This is a genomic window from Mordavella massiliensis (genome assembly GCF_016901695.1).
In the GTDB taxonomy this organism is placed as follows: domain Bacteria; phylum Bacillota; class Clostridia; order Lachnospirales; family Lachnospiraceae; genus Claveliimonas; species Claveliimonas massiliensis_A.
Genome location: NZ_JACJKS010000003.1, coordinates 163402 through 180973, shown reverse-complemented (window position 1 = coordinate 180973; position 17572 = coordinate 163402). Strand labels below are relative to the sequence as shown.

Annotated in this window: 16 protein-coding genes; all 16 read right to left on the bottom strand. The window is 56.0% G+C overall.

Annotation, left to right across the window (positions count from 1 at the left end; translation table 11 throughout):
* Positions 1 to 5: 5 nt before the first annotated feature.
* A complete protein-coding gene (locus H6A20_RS03320) occupies positions 6 to 917 on the bottom strand; it encodes a magnesium transporter CorA family protein (RefSeq protein ID WP_204905744.1) in 912 nt (303 codons plus the stop codon).
* Positions 918 to 934: 17 nt separating this feature from the next.
* Complete coding sequence (gene ppk1 / locus H6A20_RS03315; protein ID WP_204905743.1) at positions 935 to 3007, bottom strand: polyphosphate kinase 1; 2073 nt, start codon at positions 3005 to 3007, stop codon at positions 935 to 937.
* Between the two features lie 15 nt (positions 3008 to 3022).
* Positions 3023 to 3919 (bottom strand): substrate-binding domain-containing protein, encoded by an 897-nt coding sequence (locus tag H6A20_RS03310; protein ID WP_204905742.1) that lies wholly within the window; start codon positions 3917 to 3919, stop codon positions 3023 to 3025.
* Between the two features lie 184 nt (positions 3920 to 4103).
* The gene (locus tag H6A20_RS03305; protein ID WP_204905741.1) at positions 4104 to 5303 is read right to left on the bottom strand and encodes an NADP-dependent isocitrate dehydrogenase; all 1200 of its coding nucleotides are present in this window, start codon (positions 5301 to 5303) and stop codon (positions 4104 to 4106) included.
* Between the two features lie 25 nt (positions 5304 to 5328).
* Positions 5329 to 5994: a GntR family transcriptional regulator gene (locus H6A20_RS03300; protein WP_204905740.1), complete on the bottom strand. Its 666-nt coding sequence runs from the start codon at positions 5992 to 5994 to the stop codon at positions 5329 to 5331.
* Between the two features lie 3 nt (positions 5995 to 5997).
* Entirely contained in the window at positions 5998 to 7341 is a 1344-nt protein-coding gene (locus tag H6A20_RS03295) for a beta/alpha barrel domain-containing protein (protein ID WP_420846586.1), read from the bottom strand.
* A gap of 243 nt (positions 7342 to 7584) precedes the next feature.
* Positions 7585 to 8808, bottom strand: a complete 1224-nt coding sequence (gene ilvA, locus H6A20_RS03290) for a threonine ammonia-lyase (protein WP_204905738.1) — start codon at positions 8806 to 8808, stop codon at positions 7585 to 7587.
* Between the two features lie 17 nt (positions 8809 to 8825).
* Complete coding sequence (ftsY, locus tag H6A20_RS03285) at positions 8826 to 9767, bottom strand: signal recognition particle-docking protein FtsY (RefSeq protein ID WP_204905737.1); 942 nt, start codon at positions 9765 to 9767, stop codon at positions 8826 to 8828.
* A 7-nt stretch (positions 9768 to 9774) separates the two neighbouring features.
* Positions 9775 to 13359, bottom strand: coding sequence for a chromosome segregation protein SMC (smc, locus tag H6A20_RS03280; protein WP_204905736.1), 3585 nt, complete (start codon positions 13357 to 13359; stop codon positions 9775 to 9777).
* The gene (gene rnc / locus H6A20_RS03275) at positions 13350 to 14063 is read right to left on the bottom strand and encodes a ribonuclease III (RefSeq protein WP_204905735.1); all 714 of its coding nucleotides are present in this window, start codon (positions 14061 to 14063) and stop codon (positions 13350 to 13352) included. Before rnc ends, smc begins: the two co-directional genes overlap by 10 nt.
* Before the next feature lie 52 nt (positions 14064 to 14115).
* Positions 14116 to 14346 (bottom strand): acyl carrier protein, encoded by a 231-nt coding sequence (acpP, locus tag H6A20_RS03270; RefSeq protein ID WP_204905734.1) that lies wholly within the window; start codon positions 14344 to 14346, stop codon positions 14116 to 14118.
* A 29-nt stretch (positions 14347 to 14375) separates the two neighbouring features.
* On the bottom strand, positions 14376 to 15395 hold the full coding sequence (gene plsX / locus H6A20_RS03265; RefSeq protein ID WP_204905733.1) for a phosphate acyltransferase PlsX: 1020 nt from the start codon (positions 15393 to 15395) through the stop codon (positions 14376 to 14378).
* A gap of 78 nt (positions 15396 to 15473) precedes the next feature.
* Entirely contained in the window at positions 15474 to 16388 is a 915-nt protein-coding gene (locus H6A20_RS03260; RefSeq protein ID WP_204905732.1) for a tyrosine-type recombinase/integrase, read from the bottom strand.
* A gap of 125 nt (positions 16389 to 16513) precedes the next feature.
* Positions 16514 to 16753, bottom strand: a complete 240-nt coding sequence (locus H6A20_RS03255) for a hypothetical protein (RefSeq protein WP_204905731.1) — start codon at positions 16751 to 16753, stop codon at positions 16514 to 16516.
* Between the two features lie 76 nt (positions 16754 to 16829).
* Positions 16830 to 17009, bottom strand: coding sequence for a 50S ribosomal protein L32 (gene rpmF / locus H6A20_RS03250; protein ID WP_204905730.1), 180 nt, complete (start codon positions 17007 to 17009; stop codon positions 16830 to 16832).
* Positions 17010 to 17012: 3 nt separating this feature from the next.
* The gene (locus tag H6A20_RS03245; protein ID WP_204905729.1) at positions 17013 to 17540 is read right to left on the bottom strand and encodes a YceD family protein; all 528 of its coding nucleotides are present in this window, start codon (positions 17538 to 17540) and stop codon (positions 17013 to 17015) included.
* Between the last annotated feature and the right edge of the window lie 32 nt (positions 17541 to 17572).

Sequence of the window (17572 nt, the reverse complement as noted above, 5' to 3'; positions counted from 1 at the left end):
GTTTCTTACAGAATTTTTTTCTTCTTAAATATAACGATGCATCCGATGATGACAGTCAGGCTGAGGGCGATCACCCCCGGATATCCGTTTTCCAGCTCCGGCATATCCTGGAAGTTCATCCCGTACCACCCGGTTATCAGGGTCAGAGGAAAAAAGATTGTGGACAGGACGGTCAGGAACTGCATGTTGCTGTTCTGCCGCGCGTCCACCTGGGCCTGGTACACGTCGCGCACCTGCTGGGCATACTCGAGAAGATGGGACGTGCGGCTCATCAGCCGGTCCGCCCGGTCGGTCAGTGTCCCAAAATACTTGAGCTGTTTTCTGGCGAAAAAACCGTTCTCATTTTCCTCAAGCTCCCTGCCCATATCCATCATCTCATCGTAGTAGCTGCGCAGGTTCAGAAGTTTGCGCCGGATGGGCATCAGCTCCTGCTGGAACTTCTCTATCTTTCCCTGCATGGCGTCCTCTTCCATGTGCATCAGCGTCTTTTCATACTGCAGGAGAAGCTCCTGGTCCCGGCTCATAAACTCTGCGATGTAATTATAGATAAAACGCTCTTTTGTCTCCCCCTGATGAGCCTTGCGCCGCTTGATCCTGCGGATTAGCCGCATGGAGAAATCTTCGTCATCCACGAGAACCACATGGTCCTGGTTGATGAAAAAATAGATCCTGTACCGGCTGCCCAGTACGTCCAGCAGCTTGGGAATGCACAGCGTTCCCGCCAGACATTCCTGCTGGGTTTCCAGCTTGCAGAAGCCAATCTGCCCAAGCTGGATATCATTTTCATACTGGATCCCTGCCATATCAAGGACTTTTCTGGCATTCCGGGAGTCTGTCAGGAAGACGGACGGGGCGGGCAATGCCCGCCACTCTTCCTCTTCTGTCTTTTCCAGGCAATCGCCAAGTCTCCATATCATTCTCTCAACACCTTTTCTTACGCCTTCGCAGCTTTGTCATACGCCTCCTGATAGAAATACTCCTGGGAATTCAGAAGTTCCCCGTCCGGCTGGGCGCTCACGTGTCTGTAAATCCCGTCGCTGCAGGCCTCGCGCGCTTTCTGGTTGTCGCAAAGCATAGTGTCAAAGACAGCCTGCAGGCGTGCTTTTAAGTCCTCCTGCAGGACAGGCGCTGCTACTTCCACACGGCGGACTGTGTTTCTCGTCATAAAGTCTGCGGAAGCGATATAGTACTTTGCCCGCTCCCCGCGCCCGAAAATATAGATCCGGGAATGCTCCAGGAATCTCCCGACTATGCTGATGATGCGGATGTTCTCTGTCTTTCCCTCTATGCCCGGCACGAGGCAGGCGATGCCGCGGATGACCATGTCGATCTTCACACCTGCGCAGGACGCCTCGATGAGTTTATCAATGATCTTCTTATCGGTCAGGGAGTTCAGCTTCAGCCCGATGTAGGCGTCCTCCCCGTCCCGGGCCCGCGCGATCTCGTCGTCGATCATCTCCAGCACCCGGTTCTGCAGGCATTTGGGCGCTACCAGCAGCTTTTCGGAGTGCTCCACCACTTCGCCCTTGGCCAGAGCCTGGAACACAGCGGCGGCTTCCAGACCAATGTCCACATTTGCAGTCATAAGAGACAGGTCTGTATAAAGCCTGGATGTCTTTTCGTTATAGTTGCCTGTGCCGATCTGTGTGATGTACTCGATCCTGCCCTCTGTCTTTCTTGTGATCAGGCAGAGTTTGGAATGGACTTTGTATCCCTCCAGCCCGTAGATCACCTGGCAGCCGGCTTCCTCGAGACGGCGGGACCATTCGATGTTGTTCTCCTCATCAAACCTGGCCCGCAGTTCCACGAGGACCACGACTTCCTTCCCGTTCTCTGCAGCCTCCACAAGGGCCTCCACGACTTTGCTCTGCTTTGCCAGACGGTAGAGGGTCATCTTGATGGAGATGACATTGTCGTCTTCCGCCGCCTCATTGAGAAGACGAAGGAAAGGCCGGATGGACTCGTACGGGTAGGAAAGCATCTTGTCTTCTTCCTTGATCTGCTCGATGATGCTTCTCCCCTCCCGGAAGGACGGGGATTTCTGGGGCACCCGCTTCTCGTAGAACAGATCCGCCTTTTTCCGCAGGATGTCCTGGATCTGGAACACGAAAGACAGATCCAGGGGCGTCTGGCTGCGGAACACATGTGTTGCATCCAGATCCAGATACTTGCAGAGCGTCTCCACCACATCGCCGTCCATCTCCCTGGAAAGTTCCAGCCGTACGGGGGAAAGTTTTTTCCTCCGCCGGATCAGGTCTGCCATGAACTCGCGGTAATCCAGATCCTCGTCATAGAGCGCGTCTGCGTCGATGTCCGCGTTCCGCGTCACCCGGATCAGTGATTTTGCCCTGATCTGATAGCCGCTGAACACACGCGGCATATAGTGAAGGATCAGTTCCTCCGAGAGCATGTAGCAGCCGTCCTGCCCAAGCACGGGGATCAGACGCTCCACCATGTTATTGGTGCAGGGGATGATGCCAAGTCGCTCTTTGCCACTCTTTGTCGCCAGAACGGCAACTGCGTAGATCTCCTTGTTGCGGAGGAAGGGGAACGGCTGCCGTTTTCCTATGACAGTGGGCGAGATCAGGGGCTCGATCTCAAGCTGGAAAAATTTTGAGAGATTGTCTTTTTCCTCCTCGCCAAGTTTTCCGAAATCCGTGAGCCGCACGCCATGGGGCTCGAGGCTCTTCATCAGCTCCTGGTACGCCCTGTCGCGCCGGCTGCTTAATTTTCTTACTTTCTTCAAGATCCCGTCGATCTGCTCCGCAGGCGTCATATGCGTTTTGTTGTCCCGGATCTTTTTCCCAAGCAGCATCTGATCTTCCAGGGAGCCCACCCTGACCATAAAAAACTCATCCAGGTTGCTCTGGTAGATGGCAGCAAAGCTGAGGCGCTCGCACAGCGGCACGCTCTCATCTTCGGCCTCCTCCAAAACGCGCTCATTGAATTTTAGCCAGGACAGCTCCCGGTTCATGAACAACTGCTCTTCGATTCTGTCTTTCTCCATTGTATCTTTCTCCTCTTATTTTTCGTTTGTTTCTGCCCATTCTGTTATATCGCCGCTGTAAATTCCTTTTAACGCATCCATTGATATTCCCTCCAGCGGATTGTCTGCATGGACAAGGATGCGGATGCCGTCTTTCGCCACCGGGACGGCTGTGAGAAGGTCTGCCTCATAGGCATACAGCTCCCTGGACACCATAGCCATGTCGCATGCGCCGGTGAGTGTATCCGTGATCCCCTGGGTGGAGTCAGATGCTTCCACATCGATTTCCGCCGCCGGATTGATTTCCTCGTATTCCTCTGCCAGCGCCTCCATCAGCGGGGCCAGGCTGGTGGAGCCGTGAATGCGCAGGGTCCCGGACGGCTGTCCGGACAGGAACACATCCTTGCCGTCCGCAGCGGGCACCAGAAATTTCTCCACTGTCTCCTGCCCTTTGCCTGTGACAAATGTCAGGAAATCCTCCTTCAGCGCATTCCCGTCGTCCTGGCTTGCAAGGCAGAGCGTGCGGCTGAGCGGGTACTCTCCGCTTTCGATAGCGGCAGCATCAGGGGTTACGCCGTCCACCGCCAGCGCCCTGACCTCGCTGTCCTCATTTTCTCCGGTCCCGAGACTCACATAGCCAAGCGCGCCTTCCGACCGGGCGACTGCCCCGATCATCTCCTCGCCGGATGCCGCCACCTGCGCTGTATCTGTGATGTGATCCCTGTCGTCCACACCTTCCTCATCAAGGCCAAGAGCCTGCGCGAGACTGCTGCGCGTGCCGGATCCGCTCTCCCTCGTGATCACCTGGATCTGCCCCAGCTTCTCCAGCGCCTCCCGCTCCCGGCTGTCCTGCGTGCCGCTGTTCTGGCATCCCCCGAGTAGGACGGTTGCTCCCAGCAGTACCGTCATGTATCTGCATACGTTACTTTTCATAGACATTCCCTTTTCATTTTATTCTATTGATTGATATTCTTCACTATTATAATCGGTTTTTACGGATTTGTACGTGAATTTTACGTTAAATCTACGTAAAGTTTCTGCTCGCAGACACAATTACACACCAGTTACATTAATTGAGGACGTAACACTTTTAAAAAGTGTTACGTCCTCAATTAACTTACGCGAGCTTTTCTGCAATTGCCAGAATAAACTCTTCACTATTGAGAACTGTCGGATTGCTCAGTGTTGTGATAAGGGCCAGATCCTTTGTCATCTTTCCTTCCTCGATCGTGTCGATGGTGGCTTTCTCCAGCCTGTCTGCAAACTCCACCAGTGCCTCATTGCCGTCGAATTCCCCGCGCTTGCGAAGTGCGCCTGTCCACGCGAAGATGGTGGCGACTGAATTGGTGGAAGTTTCCTCTCCTTTCAGATGTTTGTAGTAATGGCGCTGCACGGTGCCGTGAGCAGCCTCGTACTCATAGTATCCCTCCGGGGACACGAGAACGGAGGTCATCATGGCAAGGGAGCCGAATGCGGAGGAAACCATATCGCTCATAACATCGCCGTCATAGTTCTTGCAGGCCCAGATATAGCCGCCCTCAGACTTCATGACGCGGGCCACCGCATCGTCGATCAGCGTGTAGAAATACTCGATCCCTGCCTCTTTGAATTTCTGTGCATACTCACTGTCGTAAATCTCCTGGAAGATATCCTTGAACGTGTGGTCATACTTTTTGGAGATCGTGTCCTTGGTGGCGAACCAGAGGTCCTGCTTCGTATCAAGGGCATAGTTGAAGCAGCTCCGGGCGAAACTCTCAATGGAGGCATTGACATTGTGCATGCCCTGTACGATGCCGGGCCCGTCAAATGTATGGACCAGCTCCCGCGCCTCGGATCCGTCCTGCGCCGTGTAGACAAGTTCCACCTTCCCGGCGGAGGGAACCTTCATCTCCACGCCCTTGTACACATCCCCGTAAGCGTGTCTCGCGATGGTGATCGGTTTCTTCCAGTTCTTCACACAGGGTTCGATCCCCTTGACTACGATGGGCGCCCGGAACACCGTCCCGTCCAGGATCGCGCGGATCGTGCCGTTAGGGCTCTTCCACATCTCCTTCAGATCGTACTCTGTCATGCGCGCCGCATTGGGCGTGATGGTGGCGCACTTGACTGCCACTTTATATTTCTTCGTGGCGTTGGCCGCGTCGACCGTCACCTGATTGTCCGTCTCATTGCGGTGCTCGAGCCCCAGGTCATAGTATTCGGTGTTAAGCTCAATAAACGGCTCGAGCAGATGATCCTTGATCATCTTCCAGAGGATCCTTGTCATCTCATCTCCGTCCATCTCAACGATCGGGTTGGTCATTTTGATCTTTTCCATTTTTGTATTCTCCTTCTTTCTAAAATTATTCCTCTATGTGAAGATTTTTCATCACCTTCATGACATGCTCATTGGCCAGCCGCTCGGCCAGATCCTCGTCCCTGCTCCGGATCGCGTCCAGGATCGCCCGGTGCTCCTCAATAGACTTCTCCGCCCGGGACGACTCTTCCACAGACATGGTCCGCGCCATCTTGACATACTTGTGAAAATCCGACAGCACATGCTCCAGTATACGGCTGTTTGAGGCGTGATACAGGACCTGATGGAATTTCCCGTCCAGCTCCGACACCTGCTGCGCCTTTTCAGCCACATCCCGGTCCCCTGTTTTCTGCAGATGAAACTCCGCCAGAAGGATCGCTTCCTCCAGCTCCCCGATCTGCTCCTTCGTGATATACCGCGTGGCCCACCTTGCGCACAGCCCCTCCAGCATGGAGCGTATCTTGTAGATATCCTGCACATCCTTGGACGAGATCCCCGTCACATAGGCCCCCTTGTTCGGGATGATGGAGACAAGGCCTTCCAGTTCCAGTTGCCGCAGCGCCTCCCGGACCGGCGTCCTGCTGACGCCGAGTTCCTCGCCGATGGTGGTCTCGCGCAGCTCGTCATGCTCCTTGTACACGCCGGACAAAATATCTTCCCTGAGCCGGCGGAACACTTTTCCCCGCAGGGAATTATCCTGATACTCTTCCATTTCTCAGACCTCCTGCGCTGTCAGGGAAATGCCGAGCCGGCCGCACGCGTCGTCTATGACTTTCAAAAGCTCCCCGTCTGTGAGCACCGTGACGCGGCCGCTCTCGTATTCCTCATCCACCCAGGCCTTGACCATGGCCACAAGCTCGGAGTTCTTGTCCACCTGCCTTGCCTCCGGCAGATGGAAGTAGGTGTTGATCCAGTGGGCAATGCCTGCCAGCCCCGACGTGTTGGACACCGCCACGAGCGGCGGCCTTTTCAGGAATTTGTCCGTGTCAAAAATATTATAGATCTCCTCGTTCTTTAACAGGCCGTCCGCGTGGATGCCTGCACGGGTCACATTGAAATTACGCCCCACAAACGGCGTCCTCTCGGGGATGTGGTACCCGATCTCCCTCTCATAGTAGTCCGCCAGTTCCGTGATCACCGTCGTGTCCATGCCGTCCAGCGTGCCCCGCAGCTGCGCGTACTCAAACACCATGGCCTCCAGCGGCGTGTTCCCGGTCCTCTCGCCGATGCCGAACAGGGAGCAGTTCACGCCGCTTGCGCCGTAGAGCCAGGCCGTGGTGGAATTGCTGACCGCCTTGTAAAAATCGTTGTGCCCGTGAAATTCAATGAGCTCGCTCGGCACGCCCGCGTGCACCCGCAGGCCGTAGATGATGCCGGGGATCGAGCGCGGGATCACGGCGCCCGGATAATTGACCCCGTACCCCATCGTGTCGCAGACGCGGATCTTCACCGGGATCTGATACTCCTTCATCAGGTTCATAAGTTCCAGGCAGAAGGGGATGACGAACCCGTAAATATCCGACCTGGTGATGTCCTCCAGATGGCATCTCGGGCTGACCCCTGTCTCCAGGCACTCCCGGATCACAGACAGATAGTGCTCCAGCGCCTGGCGCCTTGTCATCTTCAGCTTATAAAAAATATGATAGTCCGAGCAACTGACCAGAATGCCGGTCTCCTTCATCCCGATCTCCTTCACCAGCTCAAAATCCTTCTTGCTGGCGCGGATCCAGCTCGTGATCTCCGGAAACGAATACCCCTTCTCCATGCACCGGTACACGGCGTCCCGGTCCTTTTTGCTGTACAGGAAGAACTCGCACTGCCGGATCTTCCCGTTCGGTCCCCCCAGCCTGTGCATATAATCATAGATATCCACGATCTGCTCTGTGCTGTAGGGAGCCCGTGACTGCTGTCCGTCGCGGAATGTCGTGTCCGTGATCCAGATCTCGTCCGGCATGCTGTGGGGCACGATCCTGTCGTTGAACGCGATCTTCGGTATCTCGTCATAGTGAAACAGATTCCTGAATACGTTTGGCTCCTTTACATCCGCCAGAGGATACATGTGCTCCTCAAGCTGAAGCAGATTGGTATGTTTGTCAAGGTACACCTTCCTGTCCTGCATGTCTCATCTCTCCTTTAAATCCAATACCCCGTCCGTGCGCGTCCCGCTGCCCGGAGCTCTTGTATAATTGTATACAATTATACAACTCGTGTCAACCAAAATATAGAACAAAAAAAACCATACTGCAAAAGCAGGATCTCCTCTTCTGCAGTATGGCCTGTGTATGTTTTGCAGCTTCTCTTTTTAATACAGCTTGGCGCCGATCTCCCTTGGCTTGTATCCCTCTTTCTCCAGAGCCGCCATGATCTGGTGTTTGTGCTCGGTTCCAAAAGCCTCCAGCGTGATGCGCAGCTCCACGGCCGCGTTGCGGTTGATGCTGACAAACTGGTTGTGCTCCAGCTTGATGACATTGCCCTGGGCATTGGCCACAGCGCTCGCCACCCGCACAAGCTCGCCCGGCTTGTCCGGCAGAAGGACAGACAGGGAGAAGATCCTGTCCCTCTGGATCAGGCCGTGCTGCACAACGGAGGACATGGTGATCACGTCCATATTGCCGCCGCTCAGGATGCAGACGATCTTCTTGTTCTTCACATCCAGCTGCTTGAGGGCCGCCACTGTGAGGAGACCGGAATTTTCCACGATCATCTTGTGGTTCTCCACCATATCAAGGAAGACGCCCACAAGGTCGTCATCCTCCACCGTGATGATGTCGTCCACATTCTCCTGCACATAGGGGAACACCTTATCTCCCACCCGTTTTACGGCCGTGCCGTCGGCGATGGTGTTGGCGCTTGGAAGCGTGACAGGCTCGCCTGCCTCCAGGGCCGCCTTCATGCTGGCAGCTGCGGCGGGCTCCACGCCGATGACTTTGATCTTCGGGTTGAGCATTTTCGCAAGGGTTGCGACGCCTGTGATCAGGCCGCCCCCGCCGATGGGCGCCAGAATGTAGTCCACCGTGGGCAGTTCCTGCACGATCTCCATAGCGATCGTCCCCTGTCCGGTCGCCACCTCCAGGTCATTAAAGGGATGTACAAAGGTGAGGCCCTGCTCCTTGGCTAGCTCCATCGCGTAAGCGCAGGCATCGTCATACACATCCCCGTGAAGGACTACCTCCGCGCCGTAGCTCTTTGTCCGGTTCACCTTGATAAGAGGCGTGACCGTCGGCATGACGATCGTTGCCCTGCAGCCGAACTTCTGCGCCGCGAACGCCACGCCCTGGGCATGGTTGCCGGCAGAAGCTGTGATGAGGCCCCTCTCGCGCTCCTCGTCCGTGAGGGTGCTGATCTTGTAGTACGCGCCCCGGATCTTGTAAGCGCCTGTATACTGCATGTTCTCCGGTTTGAGATACACTTTGCAGCCCGTCTGTGAACTGAAATACTCACTGTACATGAGATCTGTAGGGAGTGTTACTCTCTTCACCAGTTCGCTTGCCTCTTCAAAATGTTCCAGCGTCAGTTTCTCCATCATGTCTTCTGCCTCTCTTTCTATTCTTTTTCTTCCGGAACTGCAAAAAGCGCGTCCACAAACGTATCCGCGTCGAATTTCTGCAGATCCTCGATCGTCTCTCCCACGCCGATGTACTTCACCGGGATCCCAAGCTCGGCCTGGATCGCCACCGCGATGCCGCCCTTGGCGGTCCCGTCCATCTTGGTCAGGATGATGCCCGTGATGTCAGCCACATCTTTGAATTCCTTCGCCTGCTGCAGGGCGTTCTGCCCGGTGGTTGCATCCAGGACCACCAGCGTCTCGCGGAAAGCCTCCGGGTACTCCCTGTCAATGATGCGGTTCATCTTGCGCAGCTCTTCCATCAGGTTCTTCTTGTTGTGGAGCCGCCCGGCCGTATCGCAGAGGAGCACATCCGCATGCCGCGCCTTCGCGGCCTGGACCGCGTCGTAGACAACGGCCGCCGGATCCGATCCCTCCTGTCCGCCAATGAGCTCCGCCTGGGCCCGGTTCGCCCACTCCTTAAGCTGCTCGCCCGCAGCCGCCCGGAAGGTGTCCGCGGCAGCCAGAATGACTTTCTTGTTCTGTGCCCGGAGCTTCCCGGCCAGTTTCCCGATGGTCGTCGTTTTTCCGACACCGTTGACGCCGACCACCATCACGACGGAAGTCCTGTCCTCGAACTCGTAGGCCGTCTCGCCCACATCCATCTGCTCCTTGATGCTGTCGATCAGGATCTGCCGGCAGTCAGCCGGCTCCTTGATATGTCTCTCCTTCACCTTGCCGCGCAGGTCGTCAAGGATCTCCTCCGTCGCCTGCACGCCTAAGTCTCCCATGATCAGGACTTCTTCAAGTTCCTCGTAGAAGTCCTCATCTATGTTGCTGAACCCGTGAAAAATGCTGTCCATGCCGGACACGATATTATCCCGGGTCTTTGTAAGTCCCGATACAAGTCTTTTAAAAAAACCTTTTTCCTCTGCCATCATTCTCCTCCTATCCGGCCGTGTGCTGCTTTTCCATCTCGTCCAGTTCATGTTCCAGCAGGCTGACAGACACCATCGTGGATACGCCCTTCTCCTGCATGGTGATGCCGTACAGGCGGTCGGCTGCCGTCATGGTGCCGCGCCTGTGGGTGATCACGATAAACTGCGTATTCTTTGTCAGTTTGTGCAGGTACTGGGCAAACCGGGTCACATTGGAATCATCCAGCGCCGCCTCGATCTCATCGAGAAGACAGAAGGGGGACGGCTTCAGGTTCTGGATGGCAAACAGAAGGGAAATGGCCGTCAGCGCCTTCTCTCCTCCCGAGAGCTGCATCATGTTCTGCAGCTTCTTGCCCGGCGGCTGCGCGATAATGCGGATGCCGGCCTCCAGGATATCCTCGTCTTCCATCAGTTCCAGCGTGCCCTTCCCGCCGCCGAAGAGCTCCTTGAACACCTTGTCAAACTCGGCCGCTATCCTGCCGAACTGCTCTGTGAACTGCCGGCGCATGGCCTCATCCAGCTCCGCGATGATCTTCTCAAGGGTGGCTTCCGCCTCCACGAGATCCGCGTGCTGCCCGTGCAGGAATTCGTAGCGCTCCGAGACTTCTTTATAATCGTCGATCGCATTGACGTTGACAGAGCCGAGTCCCCGGATCTCATTTTTGAGGGTCTGGATCTGCTTTCTCATATAGGCAAGATCCGTCAGGTTCTTATCCCGCAGTTCAAGGGCGTGGCTGTACGTGATCTCGTACTCCTCCCACATGTAGTTGATCTGCTTCTCCGAGGCTTCCTCACAGCTCTCCTTCCGGCTCTCCAGGCGGAAGATCTCCTTGTCCAGATCGGCCATGTGGCGGGAAAGCTCCTCCCGCTTGCCGAGGAACGCCTTGTGCTGCCTTCCCAGCTCCTCTTTCTTCTGCGTCCCCTCCCGGATCTGCTCCTCGATCTCCGCGAACACCTCCCGGGAATCCTCGATCGTCAGGCGGATCTTCCCGATCTGCTCTTCCTTCTCCTGGATCTCTCTGGAAGCATCCTCCTTGCTGGCGTCAAGGCCGGCCATCTCCTCCTCGAATTTGGCGATCTCCTCTCTGATACGCTCCTCGTTCTCGAGAAGGAACGCCTGCTTCTGCTCAAGTCCCGCGCAGGCAAGCTGGGCCTCCTCCGAGGCCTTCTGGCACCCGGCCTCCGCCGCCTTCTCCTTCTCCAGGAGCGCCTGCGCCTCCTCGGAGTTCCTGGCTATCTCCTGCTCCAGGGCGGTGGATGTATCCAGCTCCACTGTAATGGACTCCTGGTTGTTGCTGATATCCGTGATCTGCTGGTCCAGCTCCTGGTTTTCCTTCCGGATGGCCTCTGTCGTCTCCAGGGAAAGGCGGATCCTCTCCTTTGCCTGGTCAAGATTCATCTTCGCCGTGTTCTGGACAACATATGCCTTCTGCAACTTCTGCTGGATCCCGTCGATCGCCTCATAGCAGGCGGAGCGCTCCTGGCGGAGCGCGTCAGCTTCCTGCTCTGTTTTTTCCATCTCCTGCTTCAGGCAGCGGACAGTCTTCTCAAACTCCTCGATCTCCCGCCTTCTGCTGAGAAGATTGCTGGAGTTTTTGAAGGCGCCGCCGGTCATGGAACCGCCCGGGTTGAGCAGCTCCCCTTCCAGGGTCACAAGACGCAGCGTCTGCCTGTATTTCCTCGCGATGGCGATCCCGTTGTCGATGTGGTCCACAACAATCGTCCTGCCGAGCAGGTTCTCCGCCAGGCCCTTGTACTTTTCGTCCGCCCGCACGAGCGTGCTGGCCAGTCCGACCACGCCTTTTTCCCGCAGCGCTTCCGGTCTGGCCGGGCCTTTGCCCCCCGTGATGCCGGTGAGGGGGAGAAAAGTGGCGCGCCCGTACCGGTTCCGCTTCAGGAAATCGATCATGCGCTTGGCCGTCTCCTCGGTATCTGTGACAATATTCTGGATGCTGCCGCCCAGCGCCGTCTCGATCGCCACCTCATAGGCCTTGTCCACCTTGATGATGTCCGCCACCACGCCGAGGATGCCTTTTTCCTTTTCTTTCTGCTCCATGACGCGGCGGATGCTGCCGCCGTACCCGTCGTACCGCTCTGTGATGTTCTTGAGTGACTCCAGCCGGGACGCCTCCCTGTGGTAGGCACTCTGCCCTACCCGCAACTGTTCCGTCTTCCCGGCAAGCTCTTTCTGGAGCGCTTCGATCTTCTCCTCAAAGCGGCTGTTCTCCTCCGTCAGTTCCCGGATCGAGGCAGAGATCTCCTCCAGCTTCGCCCGGTGTTCCTCCTGGTGCTCCTGCTCCTCCTGGGCCTCGCTCTGCGCCTTGATCAGCCGCTGGTTCATCTGGGAGCGGCGGACCTGGATCTGCTCCATCATGGTGTCGTACCGCTGGATCTTTGCCTGGGTGGAAGCCCGGTTGTTCAAGATCTCGATGATGTCGTTTTTGTTCTTCTCAATCTGGTCTGTCAGGGAGGCGATGCGGCTCTGCACCTCCACAAGGCGCGCAGCCGCCTCTTCCCGCGCCTGTATCTTCTCCCGCAGGCCGCCTTCCAGCTCATCCTTCTCCTTCCCGAACTGAGCAAGATTTTCTTTTCTCTGCGCGATCTCCTGCTCGATGGCCTGCCACCGCTGACCGAAGTGCTCGTCCGTCATGCGGGCGCTGTTGATCTGCTCCTTCAGAAGCTCGATCTGGTTCTCCAACTGCTGTTTCAGAAGGTTCGTCTCGCTGCGCTGGCTCTTCGCCCGCTCGATCGCGTCATCGATCTCATCCATCTGCTCCTCGATGGACTCGTACTCCTCCTTCATCGCGCTGTAGGAGGCGTCCGCCTCCTCCATCTCAGCCTTCGCGCCGGTAAGTTTCTCCTCCGCGTCCCGGATCTGCTCCTTCAGCCGCTCGGTCTCCAGAAGGAACATATTGATGTCGAAGGTCCGCAGCCGCTCCTTCTTATTTAAATATTCCCTGGCTGTCTCCGCCTGCTTCTTCAGCGGCCCCAACTGCCTCTCCAGCTCGGCCAGGATGTCGTTGACACGCAGCAGATTCTGCCTCTCGTCCTCCAGTTTCTTTACGGACATGCTCTTGCGCCGCTTAAACTTCACAATGCCGGCCGCCTCGTCAAAAAGCTCCCTGCGCTCCTCCGGCTTGCCGCTTAAGATCCGGTCGATCTGCCCCTGGCCGATGATGGAGTATCCTTCCTTTCCGATTCCGGTGTCATAGAAAAGCTCGTTGATATCCTTGAGCCTGCAGGCACTTCCATTCAGCAGATACTCACTCTCGCCGGAACGGTAGAGCTTCCTTGTCACGGTCACTTCCCCGTAATCCACCGCAAGCTGGCGGTCCGAGTTGTCCAGCGTGATGGCCACAGAAGCGTAGCTCAGGGGGCGCCGGCTCTCCGTGCCGGAAAAGATGACGTCCTGCATGCTGCCGCCCCGGAGCTGCTTGACCCGCTGCTCGCCCAGAACCCAGCGCACGGCGTCCGCCACGTTGCTCTTTCCGCTTCCGTTCGGTCCGACGATGCCCGTGATCCCGTTATGAAAATCGAATACGATCTTGTTTGCAAAGGACTTGAATCCCTGTATCTCGATACTCTTTAAATACATGTGTCACCTGCTTTATCTTCTTTTTCGCGAAGGAGGAGGATCGTCCGGTAGGCGGCGTCCTGCTCTGCCGCCTTCTTCGTCCTCCCGCTCCCGGATCCGTATGCCTTCTCCCCTATATGGACGGCCACATGGAAGGTCTTGTCGTGGTCCGGGCCCTCCTCCCCGGTAAGTTCATAGACGACCGGCTGTTCAAATTCTGCCTGCACGATCTCCTGCAGGATAGTCTTGCTATCATAAAAGAGCTTCTTGTGCTCCAGGTCATTCAAGACAAACCCGAGGACAAACTCTTTTGCACTAGCAAAACCACCATCCAGATAAATAGCACCGATCAGCGCCTCCATGGCGTCGGATGTGACGGAATCCCTCTTCCGTCCCCCTGTCATATCCTCTCCCTTTCCAAGCAGGAGATAGTCGCCCAGGCAGATCGATCTGGCGCAGTACGCAAGCGCCGGCTCGCACACCATGCTCGCCCTCGTCTTTGTCAGCTCCCCCTCCGGCATCTTTTCATCCTCATGGAACAGGAACTCACTGGACACCAGTTCCAGCACCGCGTCGCCCAGAAATTCCAGTCTCTCGTTGCACGCATACTTGGGAAGGTGCTTTTCATTCACATAGGAGCTGTGCATCATAGCACGCTCAAGGAGCGCCCGGTCCCGGAAGGAATACCGGATCTCCCTCTCCAGTTCACTCAGCTTTCGACTCATTGTATACCTCATAAAAGAAAAAGCCCGCACCCGGGCTTTTTCTCCTTTCTGCCTAGTTTGTTGCGTTTTTGATCTGCTCCACGGCGTCGCCTACTGTTACGATCTTCTCCGCGTCATCATTGTCGATCTCTATATCGAAGGCCTCCTCGATTCCCATGATGATCTGGAAGATATCCAGCGAGTCCGCCCCGAGATCGTCCACAAATTTTGTCTCCATCGTGACCTCGTCTGCGTTCACATTGAGAACGTCAGCTATAATTTCCTGCAGTTTTTCAAATTCCATTCCTTCATCTCCTTTTTCTTGCTTTCTATCTATTCATCGGACAAGTCCGCCTGAATACACTCCTGGATCTTCTCATTGATCCTCTGTTCCCGGAAGGTCAGGCACTGGAGGATGGAATTGGATACCTCCCTGGCCTTGGAACTTCCATGCGTCTTCACGACAAGCCCCCGAAGCCCCAGAAGCGGCGCGCCTCCGTGCTCGCTCGTGTCAAAGCTCTTCAGCGTCTCCTTCAGGGCCGGCTTCACGAGAAGCGCCCCGATCTTGCTGCGCAGGCTGCTCATCATGCCCTGCTTCACCTTGCTGATCAGGACAGCGCCCACACCCTCGAAGAGCTTCAGGATGATATTGCCCGCAAACGCCTCGCACACGATGACATCCGCCTGGCCGTGGGGAATCTCCCTGGCCTCAATGCTGCCGGTGAAATTGATCCCCTTCTCCGCCTTCAAAAGCGGGAACGTCTCCTTGACAAGGGCATTGCCCTTCTCCTCCTCGGCGCCGATATTCACGATCGCCACCTTCGGGTTCTTCACGCCCATCACGTGCTCCATGTAAATGGACCCCATCTTCGCGAACTGCACCAGATGGGACGGCCTTGCGTCCACATTGGCGCCGCAGTCGATCAGAAGGGACACGCCTTTCTCTGTGGGGATGAGCGGCGCGAGAGGCGGCCTCTCCACCCCTTTGATCCTGCCCACGATCGTCTGGCCGCCCACGAGGACAGCCCCGGAGCTTCCGGCTGATACGAAGGCGTCCGCCTCGCCTGCGCGGACCATCTTCATGCCCACCACGATGGATGAGTCCTTCTTCCTGCGGATGGCGTTGACCGGCGGCTCCGCCGTCTCAATGACCTCCGTGGCATTTACCACCTCGAGGCGCTCTGCATCGTAGGTGTAGTTCTTAAGTTCTCTTTTGACAACTTCCTCCTGTCCCACGAGGAACACCTTGATGTTCTTCTCCCTGGAGACAGCGTCAACCGCGCCTTTGACCATCTCCACAGGGGCGTTGTCGCCGCCCATGGCATCCAGCGCAATCTTCGTAAGTTCTGCCATAATCTCTTTCCTCCATCACTACTAGAGATTATTCTACTAAACATTACTTCAAAAATCAATATTTTGTTTTGTGAACTCTTACAGCTCTTCCCGCCCGAAGGGATCCTCCACGCGGATCCTGACAAGGCGTCCTGCGGCTCTCGATAGCTGCTCCTTGTATGCCTTCTTCCTGTACCGGTTTACATGGGTCTTCGTGATCCCCATATGCGCGGCTACCTGCCGGGCGCCCGCCTCGTAGGAAAAGAGGTTGTAAGCGCAGGCGCTTCGCAGCTTTCTGGCGCTGCAGGGGGGAATGCCGGCAAGTTCACTGTATCTGCGCAGCATCCTGGATATGTACATGGGATTGAGCGGATCGCCCCGCCGGTTGTAAAAAAGGGTCGGGTGCTCCCCGGCGCCCTCCAGATAGCTCTCCAGCACCTGCAGTGCGTCCTCCGGCACATAGACCCCCTCCTGCCTTCCTTCCGGCGCAAGATAGGCGCCGTTCTCATACAGCCCGATATCCTCCCGCTTCAGGGCACAGATCTCGGTGGAGGAAAGGCCCACCCGGTAGAGGAGCGTGATGACCGTGTATGCCTGGCGGTCGCCCTGCGCCGCTTCAAGCAGCCGGTCAATCTCCTCCACCGGCGCCACATCCGCGTATCTGTCCTGGCCGGCCAGACCGGGCAGATACGGGTAAAATAAGTCCTGGAACGAGGAAGGCAGCCCGTATGCGTCCGTCCTCCTGCACATGAAATCAGCCAGGGAATGCAGTTCCCGGAACTTCTTGGCGAGCGTCCCCTGTTGGATCTCCCCTCCTTCGCACCTCTCTGTCATGATCCGGTAGTATGCCTGCACATCCTGCTCACGCGCCTGCGTCAGGTCCGCCCCCGTGATCTGCGCAAACTCACACAGATCGCTCCAGTATGAGGCCGCGCTCGCCGCGCTCCTGAAATGCGCGCGAAATTCCGGCCAGATGACGTTTTTCATTTTTTCAGACAGATGATCTGCAGCCATGGCTGTCCCTCCCGCCTTGTCTGTATTTCCGCGAAGCGGAACTCTCTCTTTTGTTATTAGTATAACTCATACTATAACATTTTGCAATCAAAAAAGGAAGATCCCGCACTGCGGGACCCTCCGGATTACTCTTCAACCACAAATCCGTCAAAACTCAGGTCGCAGCCCCCGCCGATCCTGCGGCAGATGTTTACAGTCCGGTTCATGACCGCGCCGTACTCGTTATCCTCTGTGCCGATCGCAAGCTGAGACAGGTCCTCTGAGAAGGAAGCGCTCTTTACATTCTCAAGCTGCTGTACCTCTTTTAAGATCTCCTGCGCCATCTCCTCTTCTATCTTCTTTGTCAGCCGGTATTTTCTGACCATACTGGTTCCCCCTTTTCTTCCTAGTAAAATGAAGGAGACCATAGCTGATCTCCTCCATCTCGTTTTGTCAATTCAATTAGTCCTGAGCGATGATCTCCCTCTTGTTGTAGGAGCCGCAGGATTTGCATACCCTGTGGGGCATCATCAGCTCACCGCACTTGCTGCACTTTACCAGATTTGGTGCGCTCATTTTCCAGTTTGCTCTTCTTTTATCTCTTCTGGCTTTGGATGTTTTATTCTTTGGACAGATGGACATACTTTACACCTCCTTAAACTTGCTGAATATATCCTGAAAGGCTGCCATCCGCGGGTCTAATACCTCTCTGTCACAGCCACATTCACCATGATTGAGATTAGCACCACAAATGCTGCACAGCCCTTTGCAGTCTTCCCTGCACAGCACCCGAATTGGCCAGTTGACCAGGAGTTCGTTTTGCACCAGTACGTCTGTGTCAAGGCATGTCCCGTCCATGAAGTTGTACTCTTCCTCGGACTGTCTTCGCTCTTCCTCGTCAAGCTTCATGTCGATCTCCCTCTCAAAGGACAGATCGAATATCTGCTCCACGTCCTCCAGACATCTGTCGCATGGGACGACGGTCTTTATCTTCGCGCTCCCCTTCACCTGCACCTGCTTCTTCCCGAGATTGGTGATCTCAAACAGAGCCGGCTCCAGTTCGCTGAGCCTGTAATCCTTTCCGGCCACCCGGATCGTATCCTGCTCAAGGTGCGCTTCCTGGCGGATGACCTTGTCATCCTGTTCCAAAACCTTCGTCAGTTCTATCAGCATAACGCTCTCCTAACCACACTTTATAAAGTATA

Coding starts and splice junctions, on each gene's coding strand:
- H6A20_RS03320 (WP_204905744.1), bottom strand. CDS start 917: ATGATATGGAGACTTGGCGATTGCCTGGAAAAGACAGAAGAGGAAGAG.
- H6A20_RS03245 (WP_204905729.1), bottom strand. CDS start 17,540: ATGCTGATAGAACTGACGAAGGTTTTGGAACAGGATGACAAGGTCATC.
- H6A20_RS03295 (WP_420846586.1), bottom strand. CDS start 7,341: ATGTATCCTCTGGCGGATGTAAAGGAGCCAAACGTATTCAGGAATCTG.
- smc (WP_204905736.1), bottom strand. CDS start 13,359: ATGTATTTAAAGAGTATCGAGATACAGGGATTCAAGTCCTTTGCAAAC.
- rpmF (WP_204905730.1), bottom strand. CDS start 17,009: ATGTCCATCTGTCCAAAGAATAAAACATCCAAAGCCAGAAGAGATAAA.
- acpP (WP_204905734.1), bottom strand. CDS start 14,346: ATGGAATTTGAAAAACTGCAGGAAATTATAGCTGACGTTCTCAATGTG.
- plsX (WP_204905733.1), bottom strand. CDS start 15,395: ATGGCAGAACTTACGAAGATTGCGCTGGATGCCATGGGCGGCGACAAC.
- H6A20_RS03255 (WP_204905731.1), bottom strand. CDS start 16,753: ATGGTCAGAAAATACCGGCTGACAAAGAAGATAGAAGAGGAGATGGCG.
- H6A20_RS03310 (WP_204905742.1), bottom strand. CDS start 3,919: ATGAAAAGTAACGTATGCAGATACATGACGGTACTGCTGGGAGCAACC.
- rnc (WP_204905735.1), bottom strand. CDS start 14,063: ATGAGTCGAAAGCTGAGTGAACTGGAGAGGGAGATCCGGTATTCCTTC.
- ftsY (WP_204905737.1), bottom strand. CDS start 9,767: ATGATGGCAGAGGAAAAAGGTTTTTTTAAAAGACTTGTATCGGGACTT.
- ilvA (WP_204905738.1), bottom strand. CDS start 8,808: ATGATGGAGAAACTGACGCTGGAACATTTTGAAGAGGCAAGCGAACTG.
- H6A20_RS03260 (WP_204905732.1), bottom strand. CDS start 16,388: ATGGCTGCAGATCATCTGTCTGAAAAAATGAAAAACGTCATCTGGCCG.
- ppk1 (WP_204905743.1), bottom strand. CDS start 3,007: ATGGAGAAAGACAGAATCGAAGAGCAGTTGTTCATGAACCGGGAGCTG.
- H6A20_RS03300 (WP_204905740.1), bottom strand. CDS start 5,994: ATGGAAGAGTATCAGGATAATTCCCTGCGGGGAAAAGTGTTCCGCCGG.
- H6A20_RS03305 (WP_204905741.1), bottom strand. CDS start 5,303: ATGGAAAAGATCAAAATGACCAACCCGATCGTTGAGATGGACGGAGAT.